Raw genomic sequence first — 23,197 nt, 5'->3', positions numbered from 1 at the left:
TGAATGTCGCAGAAATTTGACGTAGTAGTGATCGGTGCTGGCCCTGGTGGCTATGTGGCTGCCATCAAGGCCGCACAGCTGGGTCTGAGCACTGCCTGCATCGAGAAGTACACCGATGCCGAAGGCAAGCAAGCCTTGGGCGGTACCTGCCTGAACGTCGGCTGCATTCCTTCCAAGGCGCTGCTGGACAGCTCCTGGAAATACAAGGAAGCAAAAGAAAGCTTCAATGTTCACGGTATCTCGACCGGCGAAGTCAAAATGGACGTCGCTGCGATGGTTGGCCGCAAGGCTGGTATCGTCAAGAACCTGACCGGCGGTGTTGCCACCCTGTTCAAGGCCAACGGCGTTACTTCGATCCAGGGCCACGGCAAGCTGCTGGCCGGCAAGAAAGTCGAAGTCACCAAGCCGGACGGCTCGGTTGAAGTCATCGAAGCTGAAAACGTCATCCTGGCTCCAGGTTCGCGTCCGATCGACATTCCACCGGCTCCGGTCGATCAGAACGTCATCGTTGATTCGACCGGCGCGCTGGAATTCCAGTCCGTACCGAAGCGTCTGGGCGTGATCGGCGCTGGCGTGATCGGTCTGGAACTGGGTTCGGTATGGTCGCGTCTGGGTGCGGAAGTGACCGTTCTCGAAGCGCTGGATACCTTCCTGATGGCGGCGGACACCGCTGTTTCCAAGGAAGCATTCAAAACCCTGACCAAGCAGGGCCTGGACATCAAGCTGGGCGCCCGCGTTACCGGTTCGAAAGTCAACGGCGACGAAGTCGTGGTGAACTACACCGATGCCAACGGCGAACAGACCATCACGTTCGACAAGCTGATCGTAGCCGTTGGTCGCCGTCCGGTGACCACTGATCTGCTGGCTGCCGACAGCGGCGTGACCCTTGACGAGCGCGGTTTCGTGCACGTTGACGATCACTGCGCGACCACCGTACCGGGCGTTTTCGCCATCGGTGACGTGGTTCGCGGCATGATGCTGGCGCACAAGGCTTCGGAAGAAGGCATCATGGTGGTCGAGCGCATCAAGGGCCACAAGGCTCAGATGAACTATGATTTGATCCCTTCGGTTATTTATACTCACCCGGAAATCGCGTGGGTCGGTAAAACCGAGCAGGCGCTGAAGGCCGAAGGCGTTGAAGTCAACGTCGGCACCTTCCCGTTCGCCGCTTCCGGCCGTGCCATGGCTGCCAACGATACCGGTGGTTTCGTCAAGGTCATCGCCGATGCCAAGACTGACCGCGTATTGGGCGTGCACGTGATTGGCCCGAGCGCTGCAGAACTGGTTCAGCAGGGCGCGATCGGTATGGAATTCGGCACCAGCGCTGAAGACCTGGGCATGATGGTTTTCTCCCATCCGACCCTGTCTGAAGCCTTGCACGAAGCTGCTCTGGCAGTGAATGGCGGCGCCATCCACATTGCCAACCGCAAGAAGCGTTAACAGACAATAAGAAACCACGGCGGTAACGGCCCGTCGTGAGCCTTGCGAGCAAAGCTCACCGCGGAATGTCCGCTGGACGCAGCCTTGCGTAGCTGCACCGGGTAACCGGGAAGCTACGCAAGCAGCAGTCACAGGTGGCGCGGCACTCAAACGAGCGCAGCGCCGAATGCGCAGTACCTAACGAAGACGGTAAAAAGCATGAATCTTCACGAGTATCAGGGTAAGCAGCTGTTCGCTGAATACGGCCTGCCAGTTTCCACTGGTTACGCAGTAGACACCCCGGAAGCAGCAGCAGAAGCTTGCGACAAGATCGGCGGCAACGAGTGGGTCGTCAAAGCCCAGGTTCACGCCGGTGGTCGCGGTAAAGCGGGCGGCGTCAAGCTGGTTCGCAGCAAAGAAGACGCCAAGGCCTTCGCACAGCAGTGGCTGGGCAAGCGTCTGGTGACTTACCAGACTGACGCCAATGGCCAGCCAGTCACCAAGATCCTGGTTGAATCGTGCACTGATATCGCTAAAGAGCTGTACCTGGGCGCTGTCGTTGACCGTTCGAGCCGTCGCATCGTGTTCATGGCTTCCACCGAAGGTGGCGTGGACATCGAGAAAATCGCTCACGACACGCCAGAAAAAATTCTCAAGGCCACTATCGATCCACTGGTTGGCGCTCAGCCATCCCAGGGTCGCGAGCTGGCATTCCAGTTGGGTCTGGAAGGCAAGCAGGTCACTCAGTTCGCCAAGATCTTCGTCGGTCTGGCCAAGCTGTTCAAAGACCACGATCTGGCTCTGCTGGAAGTGAACCCGCTGGTGATCAAGGCTGACGGCGATCTGCATTGCCTCGACGCCAAGATCAACATCGACGCCAACGCCATGTACCGTCAGCCTAAGCTGAAGGCTTTCCACGATCCGTCGCAGGACGATCCGCGCGAAGCGCACGCTGCCAAGTTCGAACTGAACTACGTAGCCCTGGAAGGCAACATCGGCTGCATGGTCAACGGTGCCGGTCTGGCCATGGGTACCATGGACATCGTCAACCTGCATGGCGGCAAGCCAGCCAACTTCCTCGACGTGGGCGGCGGTGCTACCAAGGAACGCGTTACCGAAGCGTTCAAGATCATTCTGTCCGACACCAATGTCGCTGCAGTACTGGTCAACATCTTCGGCGGCATCGTTCGCTGCGACATGATTGCCGAAGGCATCATCGGCGCTGTGAAAGAAGTCGGCGTGAAAATCCCGGTAGTTGTTCGCCTTGAAGGCAACAACGCTGAGCTGGGCGCTAAAGTACTGGCAGAAAGCGGTTTGAACATCATCGCTGCTACCAGCCTGACCGACGCTGCTCAACAAGTTGTCAAAGCTGCGGAGGGCAAATAATGAGCGTCCTGATCAATAAAGACACCAAAGTTATCTGCCAGGGTATTACCGGTTCGCAAGGTAGTTTCCACACCCAGCAAGCCATCGAATACGGCACCAAGATGGTCGGTGGCGTAACTCCGGGCAAGGGCGGCACCGAGCACCTGGGCCTGCCAGTGTTCAACACCGTCAAAGACGCAGTAGCGGCCACTGGCGCTACCGCCAGCGTGATCTACGTTCCGGCTCCGTTCTGCAAGGACTCGATCCTGGAAGCGGCATTCGGCGGTATCAAGCTGATCGTCTGCATCACCGAAGGCATTCCTACCCTGGACATGCTGGACGCTAAAGTTAAGTGCGACGAGCTGGGCGTAGTCCTGATCGGCCCTAACTGCCCAGGCGTGATCACCCCAGGCGAATGCAAGATCGGCATCATGCCAGGTCACATTCACTTGCCAGGCAAGGTCGGTATCGTTTCGCGTTCCGGCACCCTGACCTACGAAGCTGTGAAGCAGACCACTGACGCCGGTTTCGGTCAGTCGACTTGCGTCGGCATCGGCGGTGACCCGATCCCGGGCTCGAACTTCATCGACATCCTGAAGCTGTTCCAGGAAGACCCGAAGACCGAAGCGATCGTCATGATCGGCGAGATCGGCGGTTCGGCTGAAGAAGAAGCGGCTGCTTACATCAAGGCACACGTGACCAAGCCGGTTGTTTCCTACATTGCTGGTGTGACTGCTCCTCCGGGCAAGCGCATGGGCCATGCTGGCGCAATCATCTCTGGCGGCAAAGGCACTGCAGACGAGAAATTCGCTGCGCTGCAAGACGCAGGCGTGAAAACCGTGCGTTCGCTGGCAGACATCGGCAAGGCCCTGGCCGAGCTGACTGGCTGGGAAGTGAAGAAGTAAGCTTCGGCTGACTTTTTAGCTCCAGCAACAAAGGCCACCTTCGGGTGGCCTTTGTCGTTTCTGGCGTATGAAAATTTTGAGGGCTGTTGTGGCGAGGGGATTTATCCCCGCTGGGCTGCGAAGCGGCCCCATGCTAGCGACCATGATCAGTCAGGCAGCTTCAGCTCGGATTCTTGGGACTGCTGCGCAGTCCATCGGGGATAAATCCCCTCGCCACAGGTTTCCTGTGATGAATCCAGGTTCTGTGTATGAAAATTAAATACGTAAACGCGACACGGAAACGTCGCGTATCGGATAGTTCGCCCTCTAACAGTGCGTTTGTCAGCCAAATTCGTTAGGCTGGCAGCCATTTTTGCGTCCGCCGCCCACAAGGCAGCCACGCGCTTTAAGGGTCAGTCCCATACGGATCGACAGCATTTCCCTAATCCCACAGGGCAATCCCCCTCTAAATTCCGATTTCAGTAGTGTGGTATTACCTTAATGAAAGTTTTGAAAGGTCAGGACATCCTGGCACTTGGTTTTATGACGTTTGCCCTGTTCGTTGGGGCCGGTAACATCATTTTCCCGCCGATCGTTGGCTTGCAGGCCGGCCCTCATGTCTGGATGGCTGCGCTGGGCTTTCTGATCACCGCAGTGGGTTTGCCGGTGGTCACCGTGGTGGCGCTGGCCAAGGTCGGCGGAGCAATGGACGCGCTAAGCAGCCCGATCGGCAAGATTGCCGGCGGCATCCTTGCCGCTGCGTGCTACCTGGCCGTCGGTCCGCTGTTCGCCACGCCGCGGACGGCGACCGTGTCGTTCGAAGTGGGTCTGGCGCCGCTAACGGGCGAAAGTCCGTTGGCACTGTTTCTCTACAGCTCGGTGTACTTCCTGCTGGTGTTCTTCATCTCGCTCTACCCTGGGCGTTTGCTGGACACAGTCGGTCGTTTTCTCGCGCCGCTGAAGATCATCGCCCTGGCTGTGCTGGGCATCGCCGCGTTCGCTTTGCCGGCCGGCGATATCGGTCACGGCACCCCGGAATACGTCGCCGCACCGTTCTCCCAAGGTTTCATCAATGGTTATCTGACCATGGATACCCTCGGCGCGCTGGTGTTCGGTATCGTTATCGTCAATGCGATCCGCTCCCGTGGCGTCGAATCGCCTGCACTGATCACTCGTTACGCAATCATCGCCGGGCTGATTGCCGGCGTCGGGCTGGCGCTGGTGTATGTCAGCCTGTTCCGCCTCGGTTCCGGCAGCCATGAAGTGGCGGTCGGTGCGACCAACGGCGCGGCGGTCTTGCATGCCTACGTGCAGCACACCTTCGGTTCGCTGGGCAGCGGTTTCCTCGCGGTGCTGATCTCGCTGGCGTGTCTGGTCACGGCGGTTGGCCTGACCTGCGCCTGCGCCGAATACTTCAGCCGCGTGTTGCCACTGTCCTACAAGACGCTGGTGATCATTCTGGCGGCGTTCTCGCTGCTGGTGTCCAACCTGGGCCTGACCAAGCTGATTGCCTTCTCAATTCCGGTGCTGACGGCGATCTACCCGCCGTGCATCGTTCTGGTGGCGTTGAGCTTCTGCAAGGACTTCTGGCATGAGCACGGGCGCATTCTTGGTCCGGTGATGCTGGTGTCGTTCCTGTTCGGCAGCATCGATGCGCTCAAAGGTGCGGGTCTGGCTGACTGGATGCCGTCGCAGCTGACCCATTTGCCACTGAGTGAGCAGGGGCTGGCGTGGCTGGTGCCTTGCGTGATGACACTGGTGGTCGCAGTGGTGTGTGATCGCCTGCTGGGCAAGCGCAGCGAAGTCACTGCCTGACGTGGTTTGACCTGCCACAAGCGGGTCGGGCACGGTTAAACAGAAATGCCCCGTATCAATCGATACGGGGCATTTTTTATGCGCGTGAGGCAGTGTCTTTTTTGCTGAGCTAACGTCGAAGGGTTGCTTAGCTTTTATGTAGGAGTGAGCCTGCTCGCGATAGCGGTTTCTCAGTCACTTCAGTATTGAATGACAAACCGCTATCGCGAGCAGGCTCACTCCTACAGGTGTATAGCGTTTACATCTCACAAGGAATTGCATGTCGTTCATCCAAGCCAACCTGATCCACTTGCTCGCCGCCGTCTGGTTCGTCATCTGCTGGGGCGGTTACACCCGTTATGCCACCTGGAAGGCCCGCGACACGGCGTGTCTGGCCAGCGTTCTGCACCTGTATCGCGAAGACTGGATGCGCCGCATGTTGTTGCGTGACAACCGCATCGCCGATGCCAGCGTGATTGGCAATCTGGAGCGCAACGCCTCGTTCTTCGCCTCAAGTACCTTGATTATTCTTGCCGGTATTCTCACCGTGCTTGGCGCGTCGGAGCGGGCGGTGTCGCTGCTGGCGGATATTCCGATGATTCAGCAGGCGTCCCAGGGCATGTCGGAGATCAAGCTGCTGTGTCTGGCACTGGTGTTCGTCTATGCCTTCTTCACCTTCAGTTGGTGCATGCGCCAGTACAACTTCGCGGCGATTCTGGTGGGTTCGGCGCCGATGATCGGCGAGCGCCAGGTGACCGAGCAGGAACGCAAGGCCTTCGCTTCGCGGGCGGCGCGGGTAATCTCGATGGCCGCCAACCAGTTCAACTTCGGCTTGCGCTCTTACTACTTCGGCATGAGCATGCTGGCGTGGTTCGTCAGCCCGTGGCTGTTCATGATCATGAGTGCGGGGGTCGTGGTGGTGTTGTATCGCCGTGAGTTTCATTCCGACGTGCTTGACGTGATGGTCTATACCCCTACAGAGGCGCCATTGCCCGAAGCGAATAAGGAAATTGTTTGATGAGTATTCCGTTCTGGTGCGTGTTGATCAGCGCCCTGTTGATTTACATCGCGCGCATGCCGGTGGGCAAAGCCATGAAAGAGCAGGGCGGTTACAACAACCACCTGCCGCGTCAGCAACAGGCGCAACTCACCGGTTATGGCGCACGGGCGCTGGCGGCCCATCAAAACAGCATCGAAGCGTTCGTGTTGTTCGCGGTCGGTGTGCTGATGGCGCACACCACACAAACGGCGGGCTGGTTGATCGATGCGTTGGCGATCATCTTTGTACTCGCGCGGATTCTCTACGTTTGGTTCTACCTGGCTGACCTGCCGAAGTTGCGCAGCCTGATGTGGCTAGTCGGCTTCGTCTGTTCGTTGTTGCTGATGATTAGTCCGACTTTTCGAACCGTCTTGCTCTAAGGCTGCTGAATCGCAGGCAAAAGAAAACCCGCACTTGGCGGGTTTTCTTTTCACACCAGAAAGCTTATTGCTTTTTGGCGGCTTCATCTTGAGCTGCGGCGTTCGATTCAGCCTGAGCTTTGGCAGCTTCGGCGTTTTCTTTTGCTGCGTCGTTCACTTTATCCTGAGCTTTGTTCATGTCTTGCTGAGCCTGCTCAGCATGTTGGTTGGCATCTTGAGCTTTGTCCTCGGATTTTTTATCGCAGGCAGCGAGACCGAGGGAAGCGGTCAACATCAAGGCAATAGCTAAAGTCTTACGCATGGGGTGTTTCTCCTTATGGAAAATAACTACTGGCCTTAAGAACTCGGCGCTACAGGTTAAGTTCCTCATTTGTTTCAGATATATAAGTTTGTTTTATCACGGAACTTTTGCCGCTTTCTTCAATACTGGCACAAGGCCCAAACGCGAGTAATTATCAGATGGCCGAAAACCCCGTTTTTGAGCGTGCGACGCGCTTTTTATCGGCATTGCGTCACTGTCAGGTACTGGGCCTGCAAGTGCACAGTGCTTCCAGCGAAGGGCTGACAGTGATGTTGCCTTACAGCAATAAAATCGTCGGGAATCCCGACACCGGGGTTATCCATGGCGGCGCCATCACTTCATTGATGGACACCGCCTGCGGTATGTCGACTTTATGCGTACTGCCGGAGTTTGAAATCTGCCCGACCCTCGACCTGCGCATCGACTACATGCACGCTGCCGAACCGAATAAAGCCGTGTATGGCTTTGCGCAGTGCTACCGCGTCACCACCGATGTGATCTTTGCTCGAGGTTTCGCCTACCAGGACGATCCCGAACAGCCGATCGCCCATGTCGTCGGCACGTTTATGCGCATGGGGATTGGTCTGAAGGGCAGCAAAGGCTTCGCTGGCACGATCAAGGGTGCCAACCAATGAGCCATGACCTCAAGGCGCAGCTGCAGCAGGCCCACGCGCAGGGCGATTACGCACCGCTGCTGGCATTGATTCCTTACGCCGGACTGATCGGCATCGAATGCTCGCGAGTAGGCGATGAGCTGCTGTTCAAGTTGCCGGCGAACAAAGACAACATTGGTAACCCTTTATTGCCGGCGATCCACGGCGGGGTGATTGCCGGGTTCATGGAGCTGGCCGCGGCCCTGCATCTGCTGATTTTTACCGGCACGCCAGGGGTGCCGAAGATCATCGACTTTTCCCTCGATTACCTGCGCGCCGGGCAGTTTCGCGACACTTGGGCCAGGTGTCAGGTGTGCCGTCAGGGGCGGCGCGTGGCTAACGTCGCGATCACTGCCTGGCAAAGCACTGAGGGCGAACCGATTGCTACCGCGCGCGCACACTTCAAAATCGATGAGCCCTTGAAATCCTGAACAGCGCCCCCAACTCAGATGACAACCCGCCGCCGACCATTCGGGTCGCGGCCAATGCCATCTGATTGGAGTTTGATGACCATGAGTGTGGAAACTCAAAAGGAAACCCTGGGCTTCCAGACCGAGGTAAAGCAGCTGCTGCACCTCATGATCCATTCGCTGTATTCGAATAAGGAAATTTTCCTTCGCGAATTGATCTCGAACGCCTCTGACGCTGTCGACAAGCTGCGCTTCGAAGCCCTGGCCAAGCCTGAGTTGCTCGAAGGTGGCGCTGACCTGAAAATCCGTGTGAGCTTCGACAAAGACGCCAAGACCGTCACCCTCGAAGACAACGGTATCGGCATGAACCGTGACGATGTGATCACCCACCTGGGTACCATCGCCAAATCCGGCACCGCCGATTTCATGAAAAATCTTTCCGGCGATCAGAAGAAAGATTCGCACCTGATCGGCCAGTTCGGCGTTGGCTTCTACTCGGCCTTCATCGTTGCCGACAAGGTTGATGTCTACAGCCGTCGTGCCGGCACCGCCGCCAGCGAAGGCGTGCACTGGTCGTCGAAAGGCGAGGGCGAGTTCGAAGTTGCCAACATCGACAAGCCAGAGCGCGGCACCCGCATCGTTCTGCACCTGAAATCCGGTGAAGACGAATTCGCCGATGGCTGGCGTCTGCGCAACATCATCAAGAAATACTCCGACCACATCGCGTTGCCGATCGAATTGCCGAAGGAAGTCACTCCGGCCGAAGGCGAAGAGGCTCCAGCCGTTGAATGGGAAACCGTCAATCGCGCCAGCGCCCTGTGGACTCGTCCGCGCACTGAAGTCAAAGACGAGGAATACCAGGAGTTCTACAAGCACATCGCTCACGACTACGAGAATCCACTGTCGTGGAGCCACAACAAGGTCGAAGGCAAGCTTGAGTACAGTTCCCTGCTGTACGTACCGGCTCGTGCACCGTTCGACCTGTACCAGCGTGAAGCGCCGAAAGGCCTGAAACTGTACGTGCAGCGTGTATTTGTAATGGATCAGGCAGAGTCGTTCCTGCCGTTGTACCTGCGCTTCATTAAAGGTGTGGTTGATTCCAACGACCTGTCGCTGAACGTGTCGCGGGAAATCCTGCAAAAAGACCCTATCATCGACTCGATGAAAACAGCGCTGACCAAGCGTGTGTTGGACATGCTGGAAAAACTGGCGAAGAACGAGCCTGAGCAATACAAGGGCTTCTGGAAGAATTTCGGTCAGGTCATGAAAGAAGGCCCGGCAGAAGACTTCGCCAACAAAGAGAAAATTGCCGGTCTGCTGCGTTTCGCATCGACCAACGGTGACGACGGCGAACAGGTTGTCGGTCTGGCTGACTACCTGGCCCGCGCCAAGGAAGGTCAGGACAAGATCTACTACCTCACCGGCGAAACCTACGCGCAGGTCAAGAACAGCCCGCACCTGGAAGTCTTCCGCAAGAAAGGCATCGAAGTGCTGCTGCTGACCGATCGCATCGACGAGTGGCTGATGAGCTACCTCAGCGAGTTCGACGGCAAAACGTTTGTCGATGTGGCGCGCGGTGATCTTGATCTGGGCAACCTGGACTCGGAAGAGGACAAGAAAGCCGCAGAAGAAGTCGCCAAGTCCAAAGAAGGTCTGGTTGAGCGTCTGAAAACCGCGCTGGGCGATTCCGTGGCTGAAGTCCGCGTATCCCATCGTTTGACCGATTCGCCGGCCATTCTGGCCATCGGTGAACAGGACCTGGGCCTGCAAATGCGCCAGATCCTCGAAGCCAGCGGGCAGAAAGTGCCGGATTCGAAGCCGATCTTCGAATTCAACCCGAACCACCCGCTGATCGAGAAACTCGATGGAGAGCAGAGCGAAGAGCGTTTTGGCGACCTGTCGCACATCCTCTTCGATCAGGCCGCCCTCGCGGCGGGCGACAGCCTGAAAGACCCGGCGGCGTATGTGCGTCGTCTGAACAAGCTGCTGGTTGAACTGTCGGTTTGATCACGTTGTAGGAAAAACCCGCTTCGGCGGGTTTTTTCATTCTGGTGTTTAAGCAATCAGGAGTCAGAAATGAGCCAAGTCACTGTACGTTCCGTGGTCTATCAGATTGATGGTCAACCTTATGAAGGTCGGCTGGCGTTCGACACCGGGCACGCAGGCGCGCGCCCGGGTCTGTTGATGGCGCCGAACTGGATGGGCGTCAGCGCCGGTGCCGAAGAGATCGCCAGAGCGGTGGCGGCCAAGGGCTACGTGGTATTGATCGCTGACGTCTATGGTCAGGCTGTGCGTCCGCAGAACGCCGATCAGGCGCTTGCCGCGATGATGCCGCTCAAGGACGACCGCGCGCTGCTGCGCAAACGCCTGCAAGTGGCCTTCGAGCAGTTGCAAGCGCAGGGCGAAGCGGCGGTGGATACCTCGAAACTGGCGGTGTTCGGTTTCTGCTTCGGCGGCTGCTGCGCGCTGGATCTTGCGCGTACCGGCGCGCCGGTCAAAGCGGCGGTGTCGTTCCACGGTACGCTGGATTCACCGAATCCTGCGGATGCGCAGAACATCAAGGGGTCGGTGCTGGTGCTGCATGGCGCGTCCGATCCGTTGGTGCCGAAAGAGCAACTGCCAGCGTTCGAAGATGAAATGAATGCGGCGGGCGTGGACTGGCAACTGCTGAGCTACGGCGGTGCGGTGCACTCGTTTACCGATCCGCACGCCAATGTGCCGGGCAAGATGATGTACGACGAGAAGACCGCCAAGCGGGCGTTCAAGTCGATGCATGATTTGCTGGACGAGGTGTTCAAGGGCTGATTTTGCTTTCAGACGCTGGCTTGTGCAGTGTCTGTAAGGGCCTCTTCGCGAGCAGGCTCACTCCTACAAGTGGAATGCGCTCCCCTGTAGGAGTGAGCCTGCTCGCGATAACAATTTTCCAGACGATGGGATCTCAGGGCAGTTCAATCCGCTCAACTTCCCCCAGCACCGTCGGCCAATCCCCGGCCGCCCACTTGCGCCGTGCCTCATCAATCGCCGCCGGATCACTGGCAACGAAATTCCAGTTGATCCGCCTCGGCCCGTCCAGCGGCGCGCCGCCGAACACCACGGCGTGCACATCGCTTTCGGCAAACAGACTCATCTCTTCGCCAGCGGGCAGCACCACCAGCGCATGCGGCTCAATCGTTTCGCCATTCAACTGTGCATCACCACTCAACACATACACCGCGCGCTCGGCATGCTCGGTCGGAATCAGCAGTGTGGTCGCGGTTTGCATCTTCACTTCGGCGTACAGCGTAGGAGAAAGCACTGGTACCGGCGATTCCAGGCAAAAGCCCGACCCGGCAATCATCCGAATCTGCACGCCGAGGTTATCGCTGACCGGCAATGTTGCCGCCGGGTGGTGGCTGTAATGCCCCGGGCCCTGCTCATGTTCTTTGGGCGAGGCCAGCCAGACTTGCAGGCCGTGCAGAGTGAAGGTTTCGGCAAGCAGTGGCACAGGCGTGCGCTCGACATGGGCAATCGCGCTGCCGGCAGTCATCCAGCTGACATCGCCAGCGCTGACCACCTGATCGGAGCCAAGACTGTCCTTGTGCTGCAATTGCCCCTGGAACAAATAGGTGAGGGTCGACAGGCCGATGTGCGGGTGCTGTCGGATGTCCATGCCTTTGCCCGTCGGATAAACCGTTTCGAGCATGTGGTCGAAAAATACGAATGGGCCAACGCTGCGGCATTTGGCTGACGGCAGCGGGCGCAGAATCGGCTGGCCTTCGACGTCTTCGGCGCGCGGGCGGATGATCAGGGGTTGCGTGTCCATGGGGTATTCCAGGCTGAGCGGGTAATGCCAGAAGCATAACCCGCCGCTGGCAACAGGAGGATTACTGGCTGTCAAAGCCTTGAGGCGCATGGGTTTCGATGGTCACTTCGCTGGTGGTCATCAGCTTGTGAATCGGGCAGCGATCGGCGACGCGCAGCAGCTCTTCGCGCTGGGCGTCGGTCAGAACGCCTTTGAGGGTAAGGGTGACGTGCAGCGCGTATTTGCCTTTCTGTTCTTCGCTGTTGTCACGTTTTACTTCGACACCGACGCCGGTCAGCGGGATGTCTTTTTTCTTCGCATACATCTTCAGGGTCAGCGCTTTACAGGCGCCGAGCGCAGCATCGAAGTAATCGTGTGGCTCGGGCGCGGTACCTTCGCCGCCGGCCGTTTTCGGCACGTCGGCAAATAATTCGTGGTCATCGATCTGCACGGTGTGACGAAAACCTTCGGCAGAGACGGTATTGACGGTAACAGTCATGGGAACCTCACAGGCAGTAGGAAGAGTCGTTCGAGGGAACAGGGTCCTGCAGTTATAGAACATTCCCACCGGTACGCGTTCCGCTTTCCCTGCGGGATGAACCCTTGTCGTCCGGGCACGGTCTAGGCTATGCCCATCTGCCGGAGATTACTTGTGTCCTTGTCTCGTTTGAGTCTCGCCTGCCTGCTGGTGTTTGCCGCCAGTGCCAGCGCCCGTGAATACACCTACAGCGATGCGCATCTGCATTACGTGGATTTTTTCCAGGAAACCGCTGGCATGCAGAAATTGCTGACGGCCATGCAAGAAAACTCCATCGAGCACGTGATGATTTCCGGCATCCCCGTGGCGAAGAAATGGCACGAAGACGAGCCCAAGCGCCCTCGCTACTACGCGGGTGATGACGCCGATGCCTATTGGTACAGCGCCACTGATGTCATCGTGGCCGATGCGGTGCAAAAACTCCCGCCTGAGCAGCGCCAGTACTTTCATCCGTTTCTTTCCGGTTTCAATCCCAACGACAAGAATTCCGCCGCGCACATTCAGCGCATGCTCGATTTGTATCCGGGGTTGTGGCAAGGCATTGGCGAAGTGTTCACCCGGCATGACGACCTGACGGCGCTGACCTCAGGTGACACACCGCGGGCCAACAATGAAGCGATGACCAAGATTTATCACCTGGCCGCCGAGAACGATCTGCCGGTCATGCTGCATTCCAACATCACTTCCAAGCGTGAGAAAAATCCGCTGTACCTGAAAGAAGTAGAGGAACCGCTGCGCAACCACCCGCACACCCGGTTCATTTGGGCGCACGCGGGCACGAGCGCCGAAATCCATCGGCACCAGACACAGTTGCCGTTTCTGCTGCCGACCCTGACACGCTTGCTGGAAGCCTATCCGAATCTGTTTATCGACCTGTCGTGGAGCATGCTCACGCCGTATCTGCTGGACGAGCAGGGCAAGCCTCGCGCGGAATGGCTGGCGCTGGTGGAAAAGTATCCGGATCGCTTTATGCTCGGCTCTGACGTGGTGGGACGGTTCAACAAGCTCGGTCAGGAAATGCACAGCTACCGACCGTTTCTCGATGCGCTGCCGGAAGCGGTGGCGCGGAAAGTTGCAAGGGACAACTTCCTGGCGATATTGCCTCGCAATACAGGCAAAACCGCTGATCAGCGCTGAACGTCGAGTTCTCCGGTTCGAACTAGCCGTTCGTCTCCCTATCGCCTTTTCGTCTTACGCAATTTCAGGGCAGTGCCGATACCTTCTAAAGCAACCCGCTGCAGGCTGATGCAGCGTCTTTGGAAGGAGCCACAACGATGAATATCCGTAGTCTCAATATCGCCCCGCGCGCCGGCCTGGGTTTTGGCCTGTTGGCATTGATGGTGTTTGCCCTCGGGGCATTTGCGCTGCTGCAAATGTCGAACATGCGTGCGCAGTCCGACGAGGTCGACAATAACTGGCTGCCCAGCGTCATGGCGGTCGGAGAGATGAGTCAGGACATGTTGCGTCTGCGCGCCTTGACCATGCGCCTGCTGCTCAACCGTGATCCCAAGGCATTGGAGCAAAACGTCGCCAAGCTCAATGAGCTGCGCAATGGCTTGAGTGAGGCGCAGCAGCACTATGACGGGTTGATCGCACTGCCTGAGGAGCGCGTGCTGTTTGACCGCTTCAAGGTCGCCGAGCACAAGTACCTTGAGCTTCAGGCCCAGGTAGTACAGCTCTCGGCGCAGAATCGGGTCGCCGAAGCGTCAGCGATTCTCAATGATCAGATGAGCCCGCTGGCCGACGAAATCGCCGTCACCCTGCGCGAGCTGGTTGACCTGAATAAACACAATGCCAACCTTGCCACCGAGGCGGCACGCTTGGTGTTCAGTCATTCAAGGGTCTGGGTCGGGGTGATGATCGCGATGACGGCGTTAGTCACCATCGGCCTGGCATTGTTGCTGACGCGCAGCATCGTCGTGCCCTTGACCCAGTCACTCAACGTGGCTGAGGTCGTCGCGGGCGGTGATTTGACCGGCGATATCCACATCGCCGGCAAAGACGAGCCAGCGCGCTTGCTGCAAGCACTGAAAAGCATGCAGCACAATCTGCGCGACACCATCCGCCGCATCTCCGAGTCGTCCAGCCAATTGGCCTCGGCCTCTGAAGAGCTGAGCTGCGTCACCGAAGACGCCACGCGCGGTCTGCACCAGCAGAGTCAGGAAATCGAACAGGCGGCTACTGCGGTCAATCAGATGACGGCGGCGGTCGAGGAGGTGGCGAACAACGCTGTGGCCACCTCCGAAGCCTCCCGCGAGTCCGATCGCATTGCCCAGCATGGCCGCGAGCAAGTGCAGCAGACCGTGTCGTCGATCGAATTCCTTGCCGAGGACGTGACCCATAACGCGGCCCGGGTGGAGGATCTGGCGCAAAAGGTTCATGGCATCAGCAAGGTGCTGGATGTCATCCGCTCGATTGCCGAGCAGACCAACCTGTTGGCCCTGAACGCGGCGATCGAGGCGGCGCGGGCCGGTGATGCCGGGCGCGGGTTTGCGGTGGTGGCCGATGAGGTGCGCGCGCTGGCCCATCGTACCCAACAGTCCACGCAGGAAATCGAGCAGATGATTGGCGGCATTCAACAGGGCACCGATTCGGCGGTCAGCTCGATGCAGCAGAGCAATGCCCGGGCCCGTTCGACACTGGCGCTGGCCCAGGAGGCCGGGGCTGCGCTGGAGGAAATCGCCTCGGCGTTTACACTGATCAACGAGCGCAACCTGGTGATTGCCAGCGCCTCGGAAGAACAGGCCGCGGTGGCGCGGGAGGTGGATCGCAACCTGATGAATATCCGTGATCTGGCGACGCAGACGTCGGCGGGGGCCAATCAGACCAGTGCAGCGAGTCAGGAGTTGTCGCGGCTGGCGGTGGATTTGAATGCGCTGGTGGCGAGGTTTTCGGTCTAAGCAGCGCTGCCCTTTGTAGGGGTGAGCCTGCTCGCGATTGCTTTCTGACATTCGATGATGTGCTGTCTGACGGTCCGCTATCGCGAGCAGGCTCACTCCTACAAGGTTGCGTCCGGCTCCAGTTGGATCTTCAGACAACAAAAAGCCCCGCATTCGCGGGGCTCATTGTTCTTGCTTCGGATCAGCTGCCTTTGACAGCCTTGCCGTTGACCGTACCGTCGAGGAGCATGATGTTGTACTCCTTGCCGTCGGTTTCAACCTGTTGCAGGCGTACCAGCAGGTAATCCCAATCCTTGGCGAACCACAGGACGGTGATGCGCTTGCTTTGCGTCGGGTCGCGCACGCGCTCGACCTTGATCGCTTCGATCTGACCCGCCTTGGTTTCGACTTTTTCCGAACCCAGCACGCGGAAGTCATACGTATCGACTTCGCCGTCGTCGACCACCTGATAACTCATGGTCTTCTTGCCGGCCGCCACGTCATGTTGCAGCGCCAGTTGATAGGTGGACTTGTCGACCATGCCACGGTTCAGCGGGATCTTCACCGGGTCGCCACGGTCGGTGCCGGTGACCAGTTTGTTGGCCCAGTCGAAGTCCAGGTCGGCCTTTTTCGCTTTGCCCAGACCACCGCGTTCAAAGTGGTAGGACTGTGGCAGCAAGGTGTCCTTGTCCAGGGTCAGGGTGCTTTCTTCGGTCAGGCTGGCGATCATCATCGACGCCTTGAAGCTGAGTTTCCAGACGCCGTTGGCTTCCTTGGTCAGGCTGCGTTCGGCAGTGCCGCTCATGGGCAGCTGTTTCCAGTCGGCGGTGTAGCTGGCGGAGAACGGTTGAAGGTCCGCTGCCTGCGCAAAGGGCAGGGCGAGCAGAGCGCAAGCGAAGAGCAGGGCGCGACGCATAATATCTCCTAGTGTCGAATCAAGTGGCCGCTGGCCGCGAGTAACTGACCGTCGAGTAAAGCACCGTGCTCCCCGAGTGCCAGCCTGCCTTCGGCAAACCAGCGTACGGCCATCGGGTAGATCAGGTGTTCCTGAACATGCACTCGCTGCGCCAGACTCTGCGGCGTGTCGTGCAACTCTACCGGTAATACTGCCTGTACGACCAGTGGTCCGCCGTCGAGTTCCTCGGTAACGAAGTGCACGGAGCAGCCGTGTTCCGTGTCGCCGGCCTCCAGCGCCCGTTGGTGAGTGTGTAACCCTTTGTATTTGGGCAGCAGCGACGGGTGAATGTTGAGCAGGCGACCCTGATAGTGGCGGACGAAATCTGCGCTGAGAATGCGCATGAAACCGGCCAGCACCACCAGTTTCGGTTGGAATTCGTCAATCAGTTCGATCAGCGCGGCGTCGAAGGCCTCGCGACCTTCGAACGTCTTGTGATCCAGCGAGCGGGTGGCGATGCCCGCATCGCGGGCGCGTTGCAGGCCGTAGGCGTCGGCGCGGTTGGAAATCACCGCAGCGATGCGAACCGGGCTGTCGCCGGTCCGCGTGCTGTCGATCAGAGCCTGCAAGTTACTGCCGGTGCCGGACAACAGCACCACGACATCACAGGTTGCGGACATTAATGAGCCTTAAGGTTCTTCAGATCGACCTGGGCAGCGCCTTCGGCCGCTGCGGCGATCTGCCCGATGACCCATGGCTGTTCGCCGGCGTCACGCAGGGTGCTCAGCGCCACTTCAACGTGTTCCTGCGCCACGCAGATGACCATGCCGACGCCGCAGTTCAGCACGCGGTGCATCTCGGTTTCGTCAACGTTGCCTTTCTCTTGCAGCCAGTCGAAGACCGCCGGGCGAGTCCAGCTGGCGACGTCGACGACCGCCTGGGCGCCTTTTGGCAGAACGCGCGGAATGTTGTCGAGCAGGCCGCCGCCAGTGATGTGGGCCATGGCCTTGACTGCGCCGGTGTCTTTGATCAGTTTGAGCAGCGGCTTGACGTAGATGCGGGTCGGCGCCATCAGCAGATCGGTCAGCGGCTTGCCGTCGAGCTGGGTGTTTTCGATGTCGGCGCCGGACACTTCGATGATCTTGCGGATCAGCGAGTAGCCGTTGGAGTGCGGGCCGGACGATGGCAGGGCGATCAGGGCGTCACCGGTGGCGACTTTCGAGCCGTCGATGATTTCCGATTTTTCCACTACGCCGACGCAGAAACCGGCCAGGTCGTAGTCTTCGCCTTCGTACATGCCTGGCATTTCAGCGGTTTCACCGCCAACCAGCGAGCAACCCGACAGTTCGCAGCCAGCGCCGATGCCGGTGACCACCTGAGCGGCGGTGTCGACGTTCAGCTTGCCGGTAGCGTAGTAATCAAGGAAGAACAGCGGCTCGGCGCCGCAGACCACCAGGTCGTTGACGCACATGGCGACCAGGTCGATGCCGATGCTGTCGTGCTTGTTCAGGTTCAGCGCCAGGCGCAGCTTGGTGCCGACGCCGTCGGTGCCGGACACCAGCACAGGCTGCTTGTAGCCGGCCGGGATCTCGCAGAGGGCGCCGAAACCGCCCAGGCCGCCCATGAGTTCCGGGCGCGCAGTGCGCTTGGCGACGCTCTTGATGCGTTCGACCAATGCTTCACCGGCGTCGATGTCTACACCGGCGTCCTTGTAGCTCAGGGAGGGTTGCTTGCTCATGATCCAGGCCTTTAGGGGAGGGGATTCAGGGGGTAACGACCGAGTTCAGCGCGAACGTCGGAACCGATGGGGCGATGGCCTCACGCGAGTTTCGAGGTGCACGGCTGTTGCCGGTCTGCGAAGGCGCGCGATTTTATCAGGCTTGAGGGGCAGCGGCCATCCTCGCACCGACGGGCAGGGCCATAATCCACGGAAATTTTTTGCAATTGAGCCCTGTGACTGCCTGTATAAGGTGTGGCAATTAACCGTCTATCGTTATCACTGTGCAAAAACTTACCGCCGCCGTGTGAATGTTTTGCAACGGCTGAAGGTCACAAGCCTTGCTCAATCGGTTCACGCGGCCTGTTCCAGCCGCTCCTGTCGACGGGAATACTCCATGCGTTTGCGTAAATTGTTGCTTGTAGGTTGCTTGTCTCTGGTCAGCCTGGCGGGTCACGCCGAAAACCTCAAAGGCCTTTATCAAGTGCGTCAGCCGGTCAGCGGCCAGGCGCCGCAAGAGCGCGACCGCGCCACGCAGGCGGCGCTCGATACGCTGGTGTTGCGTCTGACCGGCGATCCGAAGGCTGCGCAGAACCCGGGTCTGGCGGCGATTCGCAAGGATCCGCAGCAGATCATCAGTCAATACGGTTTTGACGCCGGACCGCCGGAGGTGCTGAAGGTCGATTTCGATCCGGCGAGCACCGAACAGGCACTGCGCCGGGCGGGGCTGTCGCTGTGGGGCGCCAGTCGTCCGTCGATTCTGAGCTGGTGGCTGAATGACTCGGCAGACAGTCCGAGCCTGGTCGGTGACGGTCAGGCAGCCGCCGCGCCGTTGCGCACGGCGGCTCAACATCGCGGTTTGCCTTTGCGCTTGCCGCTGGCGGATCTGAGCGAACAACTGGTGGCGACGGCGCCTGTGCTGGACGGCGCGGATCCGGCGCCTTTGCGCAGCGCATCGGAGCGCTATAACGCCGACGCCTTGCTTGCGGTGCATGCACGTGAGGACGGCGGCCAGTGGCAAGCCAAATGGCAGTTGTGGCTGGGCGAGCAGAAAGAGGCGGGCAGCGTGCAGGGCGCCGATCAGGCCGCCGTTGCCGATGCGGTGATGCTGGCGGTCGCCGAACGGCTGGCGCCGCGCTTTGCCGCCAGACCCGGCGCATCGGGCCAGCAGACGCTGGAGGTGCAAGGGATGAATCTTGAACGCTACGCGGCGCTGTTGCGGTTACTCGAACCGTTTGGCGTGCGTCTGCAAAGTGTCGATGGCGATCGTATCGTGTATCGGGTCAATGGCAGTGCCGAGCAGATGCGTGCGCAGTTGTCGCTGGCGAAGTTGCAGGAGCTGCCTGCCGAAGCACCGGCTCCCGTGGCACCTGCGCAGACTGCGGTTGAGGGGGCGCCCGCAGTTACGCCACCAACCCCGACAGCGGCGGCGCCGTCCTTGCGGTTTCGCTGGTAAGTCTTTCCTTATATAGAAGCATCAGGAGTGGTAAATGGCCGATACGCGGCGTTGGTTCTGGCTCGGTGGGGTAGTCCTGCTTTGCGCGTTTGTATGGTTGCTGCACCCGATCCTCACGCCGTTTCTGGTGGCGTTGCTGCTCGCGTACCTGTTCGACCCGCTGGTCGATCGCCTGGAGCGACTCGGTCTGTCCCGGACCTGGGGCGTGATCGCGGTCTTCGCCTTGTTCACCTTGATCGTCACGGCGTTGATGCTGGTGCTGGTGCCGATGCTCGCCAAGCAGTTGCTGCGCCTCTATGAGCTGGCGCCGCAAATGCTCGACTGGTTGCAGCACAGCGCTGTGCCGTGGGCGCAGGCGAAGCTGGGCTTGTCGGACGGCTTCTGGAAGTTCGACAAGGTCAAAGCGGCAATCAGCGAGCACATGGGGCAGACCACTGACATCGTCGGTGTGGTGCTGAGTCAGGCGACGGCGTCGAGCCTGGCGCTGATCGGCTGGCTGGCGAACCTGGTGCTGATCCCGGTAGTGAGTTTTTATCTGCTGCGCGACTGGGACGTGATGATGGGCAAGATCCGCAGCCTGTTGCCGCGTGATCGCGAAGCGCGCGTGGTTTCGCTCGCCGGTGAGTGCCATGAAGTCCTCGGCGCGTTTGTGCGCGGGCAGTTGCTGGTGATGGTTGCGCTTGGGGTGATCTATGCTGCCGGCCTGATGATCGTCGGCCTTGAGCTGGGGCTGTTGATCGGCCTCATCGCGGGGCTGGCGGCGATCGTGCCGTACATGGGATTCGTGATCGGAATTGGCGCGGCGCTGATTGCCGGGTTGTTCCAGTTCGGTGGCGACCTGTACCCGATGATCGGGATTGTTGCGGTGTTCATGGTCGGCCAGGCGCTGGAAGGGATGGTGCTGACACCGTTGCTGGTCGGCGACCGCATCGGCCTGCACCCGGTCGCCGTGATCTTTGCGATTCTGGCCGGCGGCGAGTTGTTCGGCTTTACCGGTGTGCTGCTGGCGCTGCCGGTGGCGGCGGTGATCATGGTGCTGGTGCGCCATGTGCACGACTTGTACAAGGACTCGGACATTTACAGCGGCGTGGACGAGCCGCAGTTGTAAGGGCGCAGGGCGGCCCGGCGAATCGTCGGGCTGGCCCGCGTCCTGCGGGCGCTGGCGTCAGAGAATCTTCATGAAACCAGTGTGTTAACGCAAACCTTTGATTTTGCTTGGACTCTGTCGCATTGTGCGCTCAGCTTCACGGGTATAAACTTCGCAAACTTTACACAGAGGCCACTAACGGTTCCTTGGGAACTGTTCAGTCAGCATGAAACCGATTCAGCTGCCCCTAGGTGTGCGTCTGCGTGACGACGCCACCTTCATCAACTACTACCCAGGCGCCAATGCCGCTGCACTCGGCTATGTCGAGCGCCTATGCGAAGCCGACGCCGGCTGGACAGAAAGTCTGATCTACCTGTGGGGCAAGCACGGCGTAGGGCGTACGCATCTGTTGCAAGCGGCGTGCCTGCGTTTCGAGCAGATGGGCGAACCGGCGGTGTACCTGCCGCTGGCCGAGTTGATGGATCGCGGCGTCGAAATCCTCGACAACCTTGAACAGTACGAACTGGTCTGCCTGGATGACTTGCAGGTAATCGCCGGCAAGGCGGACTGGGAAGAGGCGATGTTTCACCTGTTCAACCGTCTGCGTGACAGCGGTCGGCGTCTGCTGATCGCCGCCGCCACGTCGCCGCGCGAATTGCCGGTCAAGCTGGCGGACTTGAAATCGCGCCTGACCCTGGCACTGATTTTCCAGATGCGTCCGCTCTCCGATGAAGACAAGCTGCGTGCGCTGCAATTGCGGGCTTCGCGGCGTGGTCTGCACCTGACCGACGAGGTCGGGCATTTCATTCTGACCCGCGGCACTCGCAGCATGAGTGCGTTGTTTGAGCTGCTCGAACAGCTCGATCAGGCCTCGTTGCAGGCGCAACGCAAACTGACCATTCCCTTTCTCAAGGAAACGCTGGGCTGGTAACGGCGCGGCTTTGAGCGCGATCCGGCATATTCCAGGCGCCAGAAAATCCGCTGTCGCGCCTGCTCTGAAGGCTGCCAAACGGCCCAGACGGGCTTAAGCGCTTAGATGTAAACGAGAAACCGGGAAGTCACAAAAAGATCGATTGAATTTGCAAATGAGGCTGATAGCGGGCATAGTCTCGGCTTCTTTACAACTATCAGCCACGGTCGTGCCCATGCTAAAGCGCTTCGCACCCCTCGTGCCTCTCGCACTCGTCACCCTGTTGTTCGGTTGCGCTGCTCATTCTCCGGTTCAAGAGCAGCCTCAACAGGTTAAAAATTCTGCTACTGCCCAGTCCTCCGTTATTTACCAGGAAGAGCTGGACACCGAAAAAGAACTCAACGCATTCAACGGCAGCAAGCCTTATCAGCTTCCTGTTCTGGCCGACAGCATCCTCGAACGCGGCATGTCCCTGATCGGTACTCGTTACCGTTTCGGCGGTACTTCTGAAGCCGGTTTCGATTGCAGCGGTTTCATCGGTTATCTGTTCCGTGAAGAAGCCGGCATGAACCTGCCACGCTCGACTCGCGAAATGATCAACGTCGATGCGCCACTCGTGTCGCGCAGCAACCTTGAGCCGGGCGATCTGCTGTTCTTCGCCACCAATGGTCGTCGCGGTCGTGTCAGTCACGCCGGGATCTACCTGGGCGACAACCAGTTCATTCACTCCAGCAGTCGTCGCAGCGGCGGTGTTCGCATCGACAGCCTGGGTGACAGCTACTGGAGCAAGACCTTCATCGAAGCCAAGCGTGCACTCGCCATGGCACCGACCGTGGTCACTGCTCGCAAGTAATCGGCCGAGGTCGCTGCGTTCGCGGCGACCATCACGCTTCCGGCAACGAAGTAGACACAAGCTTTACAAGGTGAAGTTAAAGTCTTACTTGAAGTTTGCCGCGTAGCCGCTAGAATCTTGATCATATTGATGGCAAACCGCCTGCGTGCTGACGCAGGCGGTTTTGTTTTCTGTCCGTCGGCAGAAAAGCCGCAGCCAGATCAGGATGTTCTGCTTATGACGATGTCGGCCCGCCTCACCTTGATTCTTTGTGCCGCGCTGCTCAGCGCCTGCGCCAGTCGTACGCCGCCTCCTGCGCCGGTGGTTCGCGCCCCGGTCGTGTTCGGCCCCTCCCAAGCCTTTTCGCCTGCTGCCGAAGATGTGCTGTTTCGCGCCCTCGGTCTGGTCGGCACGCCGTATCGCTGGGGCGGCAACACGCCGGATTCCGGTTTCGATTGCAGCGGTCTGATCGGTTTCGTTTACCGCGACGCGGCCGGGATTTCGCTGCCACGCTCGACCCGCGAAATGATCGTCATGCGGGCACCGAATGTCGGCAAGGAAGGCTTGCAGACTGGCGACCTGATTTTCTTCGCCACCAATGGCGGCTCGCAGGTCAGTCATGCAGGAATTTACGTGGGCGAAGGCCGCTTCGTCCATGCACCGGCCACGGGCGGCACAGTGAAACTCGACAGCCTGTCGAAGGCCTATTGGCAGAAGGCTTATCTGAGTGCCAAGCGGGTGTTGCAACCGGGGCAGTTGGCGCATAACCCATAAACCTGATCTGACAAAATCCAATGTAGGAGTGAGCCTGCTCGCGATTGCGGTGTACCTGTGACGTAGATGTCGACTGGACGCCG

At 59.2% G+C, this 23,197-nt stretch carries 23 protein-coding genes; 17 read left to right on the top strand and 6 right to left on the bottom strand.

Translation table 11 applies throughout. From position 1 onward, the window contains the following. The first annotated feature begins 3 nt into the window (after positions 1 to 3). The 6 genes from lpdA (at position 4) to HU739_RS09500 (ending at position 6,881) form a co-directional block, all read left to right on the top strand. Positions 4 to 1,440 carry a dihydrolipoyl dehydrogenase gene (lpdA, locus tag HU739_RS09525; RefSeq protein ID WP_186551047.1) on the top strand — a complete coding sequence of 479 codons (1,437 nt, stop codon included), beginning with the start codon at positions 4 to 6 and terminating at the stop codon, positions 1,438 to 1,440. A 198-nt stretch (positions 1,441 to 1,638) separates the two neighbouring features. Then, complete coding sequence (gene sucC, locus HU739_RS09520; protein ID WP_186551046.1) at positions 1,639 to 2,805, top strand: ADP-forming succinate--CoA ligase subunit beta; 1,167 nt, start codon at positions 1,639 to 1,641, stop codon at positions 2,803 to 2,805. Next, positions 2,805 to 3,689, top strand: a complete 885-nt coding sequence (gene sucD / locus HU739_RS09515; protein WP_186551045.1) for a succinate--CoA ligase subunit alpha — start codon at positions 2,805 to 2,807, stop codon at positions 3,687 to 3,689. Before sucC ends, sucD begins: the two co-directional genes overlap by 1 nt. 480 nt (positions 3,690 to 4,169) lie before the next feature. Further along, positions 4,170 to 5,483: a branched-chain amino acid transport system II carrier protein gene (brnQ, locus tag HU739_RS09510; protein WP_186551044.1), complete on the top strand. Its 1,314-nt coding sequence runs from the start codon at positions 4,170 to 4,172 to the stop codon at positions 5,481 to 5,483. Positions 5,484 to 5,742: 259 nt separating this feature from the next. Continuing rightward, on the top strand, positions 5,743 to 6,480 hold the full coding sequence (locus HU739_RS09505) for a DUF599 domain-containing protein (RefSeq protein ID WP_186551043.1): 738 nt from the start codon (positions 5,743 to 5,745) through the stop codon (positions 6,478 to 6,480). Further along, a complete protein-coding gene (locus tag HU739_RS09500) occupies positions 6,480 to 6,881 on the top strand; it encodes an MAPEG family protein (protein ID WP_186551042.1) in 402 nt (133 codons plus the stop codon). Before HU739_RS09505 ends, HU739_RS09500 begins: the two co-directional genes overlap by 1 nt. 64 nt (positions 6,882 to 6,945) lie before the next feature. Here HU739_RS09500 and HU739_RS09495 read toward each other — a convergent pair whose 3' ends face one another. Then, complete coding sequence (locus HU739_RS09495; protein ID WP_008082962.1) at positions 6,946 to 7,182, bottom strand: hypothetical protein; 237 nt, start codon at positions 7,180 to 7,182, stop codon at positions 6,946 to 6,948. 158 nt (positions 7,183 to 7,340) lie between these two features. Here HU739_RS09495 and HU739_RS09490 point away from each other — a divergent pair, with 158 nt between their 5' ends. The 4 genes from HU739_RS09490 (at position 7,341) to HU739_RS09475 (ending at position 11,050) form a co-directional block, all read left to right on the top strand. Further along, the gene (locus HU739_RS09490; RefSeq protein ID WP_186551041.1) at positions 7,341 to 7,817 is read left to right on the top strand and encodes a PaaI family thioesterase; all 477 of its coding nucleotides are present in this window, start codon (positions 7,341 to 7,343) and stop codon (positions 7,815 to 7,817) included. Further along, positions 7,814 to 8,266 carry a PaaI family thioesterase gene (locus tag HU739_RS09485; protein ID WP_186551040.1) on the top strand — a complete coding sequence of 151 codons (453 nt, stop codon included), beginning with the start codon at positions 7,814 to 7,816 and terminating at the stop codon, positions 8,264 to 8,266. The genes HU739_RS09490 and HU739_RS09485 overlap by 4 nt, the downstream gene beginning before the upstream one ends. 81 nt (positions 8,267 to 8,347) lie before the next feature. Then, a complete protein-coding gene (gene htpG / locus HU739_RS09480) occupies positions 8,348 to 10,252 on the top strand; it encodes a molecular chaperone HtpG (RefSeq protein ID WP_186551039.1) in 1,905 nt (634 codons plus the stop codon). A 69-nt stretch (positions 10,253 to 10,321) separates the two neighbouring features. Then, entirely contained in the window at positions 10,322 to 11,050 is a 729-nt protein-coding gene (locus HU739_RS09475) for a dienelactone hydrolase family protein (RefSeq protein ID WP_186551038.1), read from the top strand. Positions 11,051 to 11,183: 133 nt separating this feature from the next. On the opposite strand, the gene HU739_RS09470 is transcribed toward HU739_RS09475, so the two are convergent. Further along, positions 11,184 to 12,047, bottom strand: coding sequence for a pirin family protein (locus tag HU739_RS09470; RefSeq protein WP_186551037.1), 864 nt, complete (start codon positions 12,045 to 12,047; stop codon positions 11,184 to 11,186). A gap of 61 nt (positions 12,048 to 12,108) precedes the next feature. Next, on the bottom strand, positions 12,109 to 12,525 hold the full coding sequence (locus HU739_RS09465; RefSeq protein ID WP_186551036.1) for an OsmC family protein: 417 nt from the start codon (positions 12,523 to 12,525) through the stop codon (positions 12,109 to 12,111). Between the two features lie 129 nt (positions 12,526 to 12,654). Between HU739_RS09465 and HU739_RS09460 the strand changes: the two genes are divergently transcribed. Together HU739_RS09460 and HU739_RS09455 are read left to right on the top strand one after the other, a co-directional pair. Further along, positions 12,655 to 13,701 carry an amidohydrolase family protein gene (locus HU739_RS09460; protein ID WP_189684521.1) on the top strand — a complete coding sequence of 349 codons (1,047 nt, stop codon included), beginning with the start codon at positions 12,655 to 12,657 and terminating at the stop codon, positions 13,699 to 13,701. A gap of 137 nt (positions 13,702 to 13,838) precedes the next feature. Beyond that, positions 13,839 to 15,464, top strand: coding sequence for a methyl-accepting chemotaxis protein (locus HU739_RS09455; protein WP_186551034.1), 1,626 nt, complete (start codon positions 13,839 to 13,841; stop codon positions 15,462 to 15,464). A gap of 181 nt (positions 15,465 to 15,645) precedes the next feature. On the opposite strand, the gene HU739_RS09450 is transcribed toward HU739_RS09455, so the two are convergent. The 3 genes from HU739_RS09450 to purM are packed head-to-tail and all read right to left on the bottom strand — an operon-like array spanning position 15,646 to position 18,076. Next, positions 15,646 to 16,359 (bottom strand): DUF3108 domain-containing protein, encoded by a 714-nt coding sequence (locus tag HU739_RS09450; RefSeq protein ID WP_186551033.1) that lies wholly within the window; start codon positions 16,357 to 16,359, stop codon positions 15,646 to 15,648. Positions 16,360 to 16,367: 8 nt separating this feature from the next. Continuing rightward, positions 16,368 to 17,018, bottom strand: a complete 651-nt coding sequence (purN, locus tag HU739_RS09445) for a phosphoribosylglycinamide formyltransferase (protein ID WP_186551032.1) — start codon at positions 17,016 to 17,018, stop codon at positions 16,368 to 16,370. Next, the gene (gene purM, locus HU739_RS09440) at positions 17,018 to 18,076 is read right to left on the bottom strand and encodes a phosphoribosylformylglycinamidine cyclo-ligase (protein ID WP_186551031.1); all 1,059 of its coding nucleotides are present in this window, start codon (positions 18,074 to 18,076) and stop codon (positions 17,018 to 17,020) included. The genes purN and purM overlap by 1 nt, the downstream gene beginning before the upstream one ends. Before the next feature lie 376 nt (positions 18,077 to 18,452). Here purM and HU739_RS09435 point away from each other — a divergent pair, with 376 nt between their 5' ends. From HU739_RS09435 to HU739_RS09415, 5 genes are all read left to right on the top strand, one after another. Further along, positions 18,453 to 19,511 (top strand): DUF2066 domain-containing protein, encoded by a 1,059-nt coding sequence (locus HU739_RS09435; RefSeq protein WP_186551030.1) that lies wholly within the window; start codon positions 18,453 to 18,455, stop codon positions 19,509 to 19,511. Positions 19,512 to 19,545: 34 nt separating this feature from the next. Next, complete coding sequence (locus tag HU739_RS09430; RefSeq protein ID WP_186551029.1) at positions 19,546 to 20,619, top strand: AI-2E family transporter; 1,074 nt, start codon at positions 19,546 to 19,548, stop codon at positions 20,617 to 20,619. Between the two features lie 205 nt (positions 20,620 to 20,824). Further along, positions 20,825 to 21,529 (top strand): DnaA regulatory inactivator Hda, encoded by a 705-nt coding sequence (gene hda / locus HU739_RS09425; protein ID WP_186551028.1) that lies wholly within the window; start codon positions 20,825 to 20,827, stop codon positions 21,527 to 21,529. 214 nt (positions 21,530 to 21,743) lie between these two features. After that, positions 21,744 to 22,361: a C40 family peptidase gene (locus HU739_RS09420; RefSeq protein ID WP_186551027.1), complete on the top strand. Its 618-nt coding sequence runs from the start codon at positions 21,744 to 21,746 to the stop codon at positions 22,359 to 22,361. A gap of 216 nt (positions 22,362 to 22,577) precedes the next feature. Then, positions 22,578 to 23,114, top strand: a complete 537-nt coding sequence (locus tag HU739_RS09415; RefSeq protein WP_186551026.1) for a C40 family peptidase — start codon at positions 22,578 to 22,580, stop codon at positions 23,112 to 23,114. Positions 23,115 to 23,197: the final 83 nt, after the last annotated feature.

The sequence above is a fragment of the Pseudomonas hamedanensis genome, assembly GCF_014268595.2.
GTDB lineage: Bacteria > Pseudomonadota > Gammaproteobacteria > Pseudomonadales > Pseudomonadaceae > Aquipseudomonas > Aquipseudomonas hamedanensis.
The sequence above is the reverse complement of the archived record's forward strand: the minus strand, read 5'-3'. Positions and strand labels throughout refer to the sequence as shown.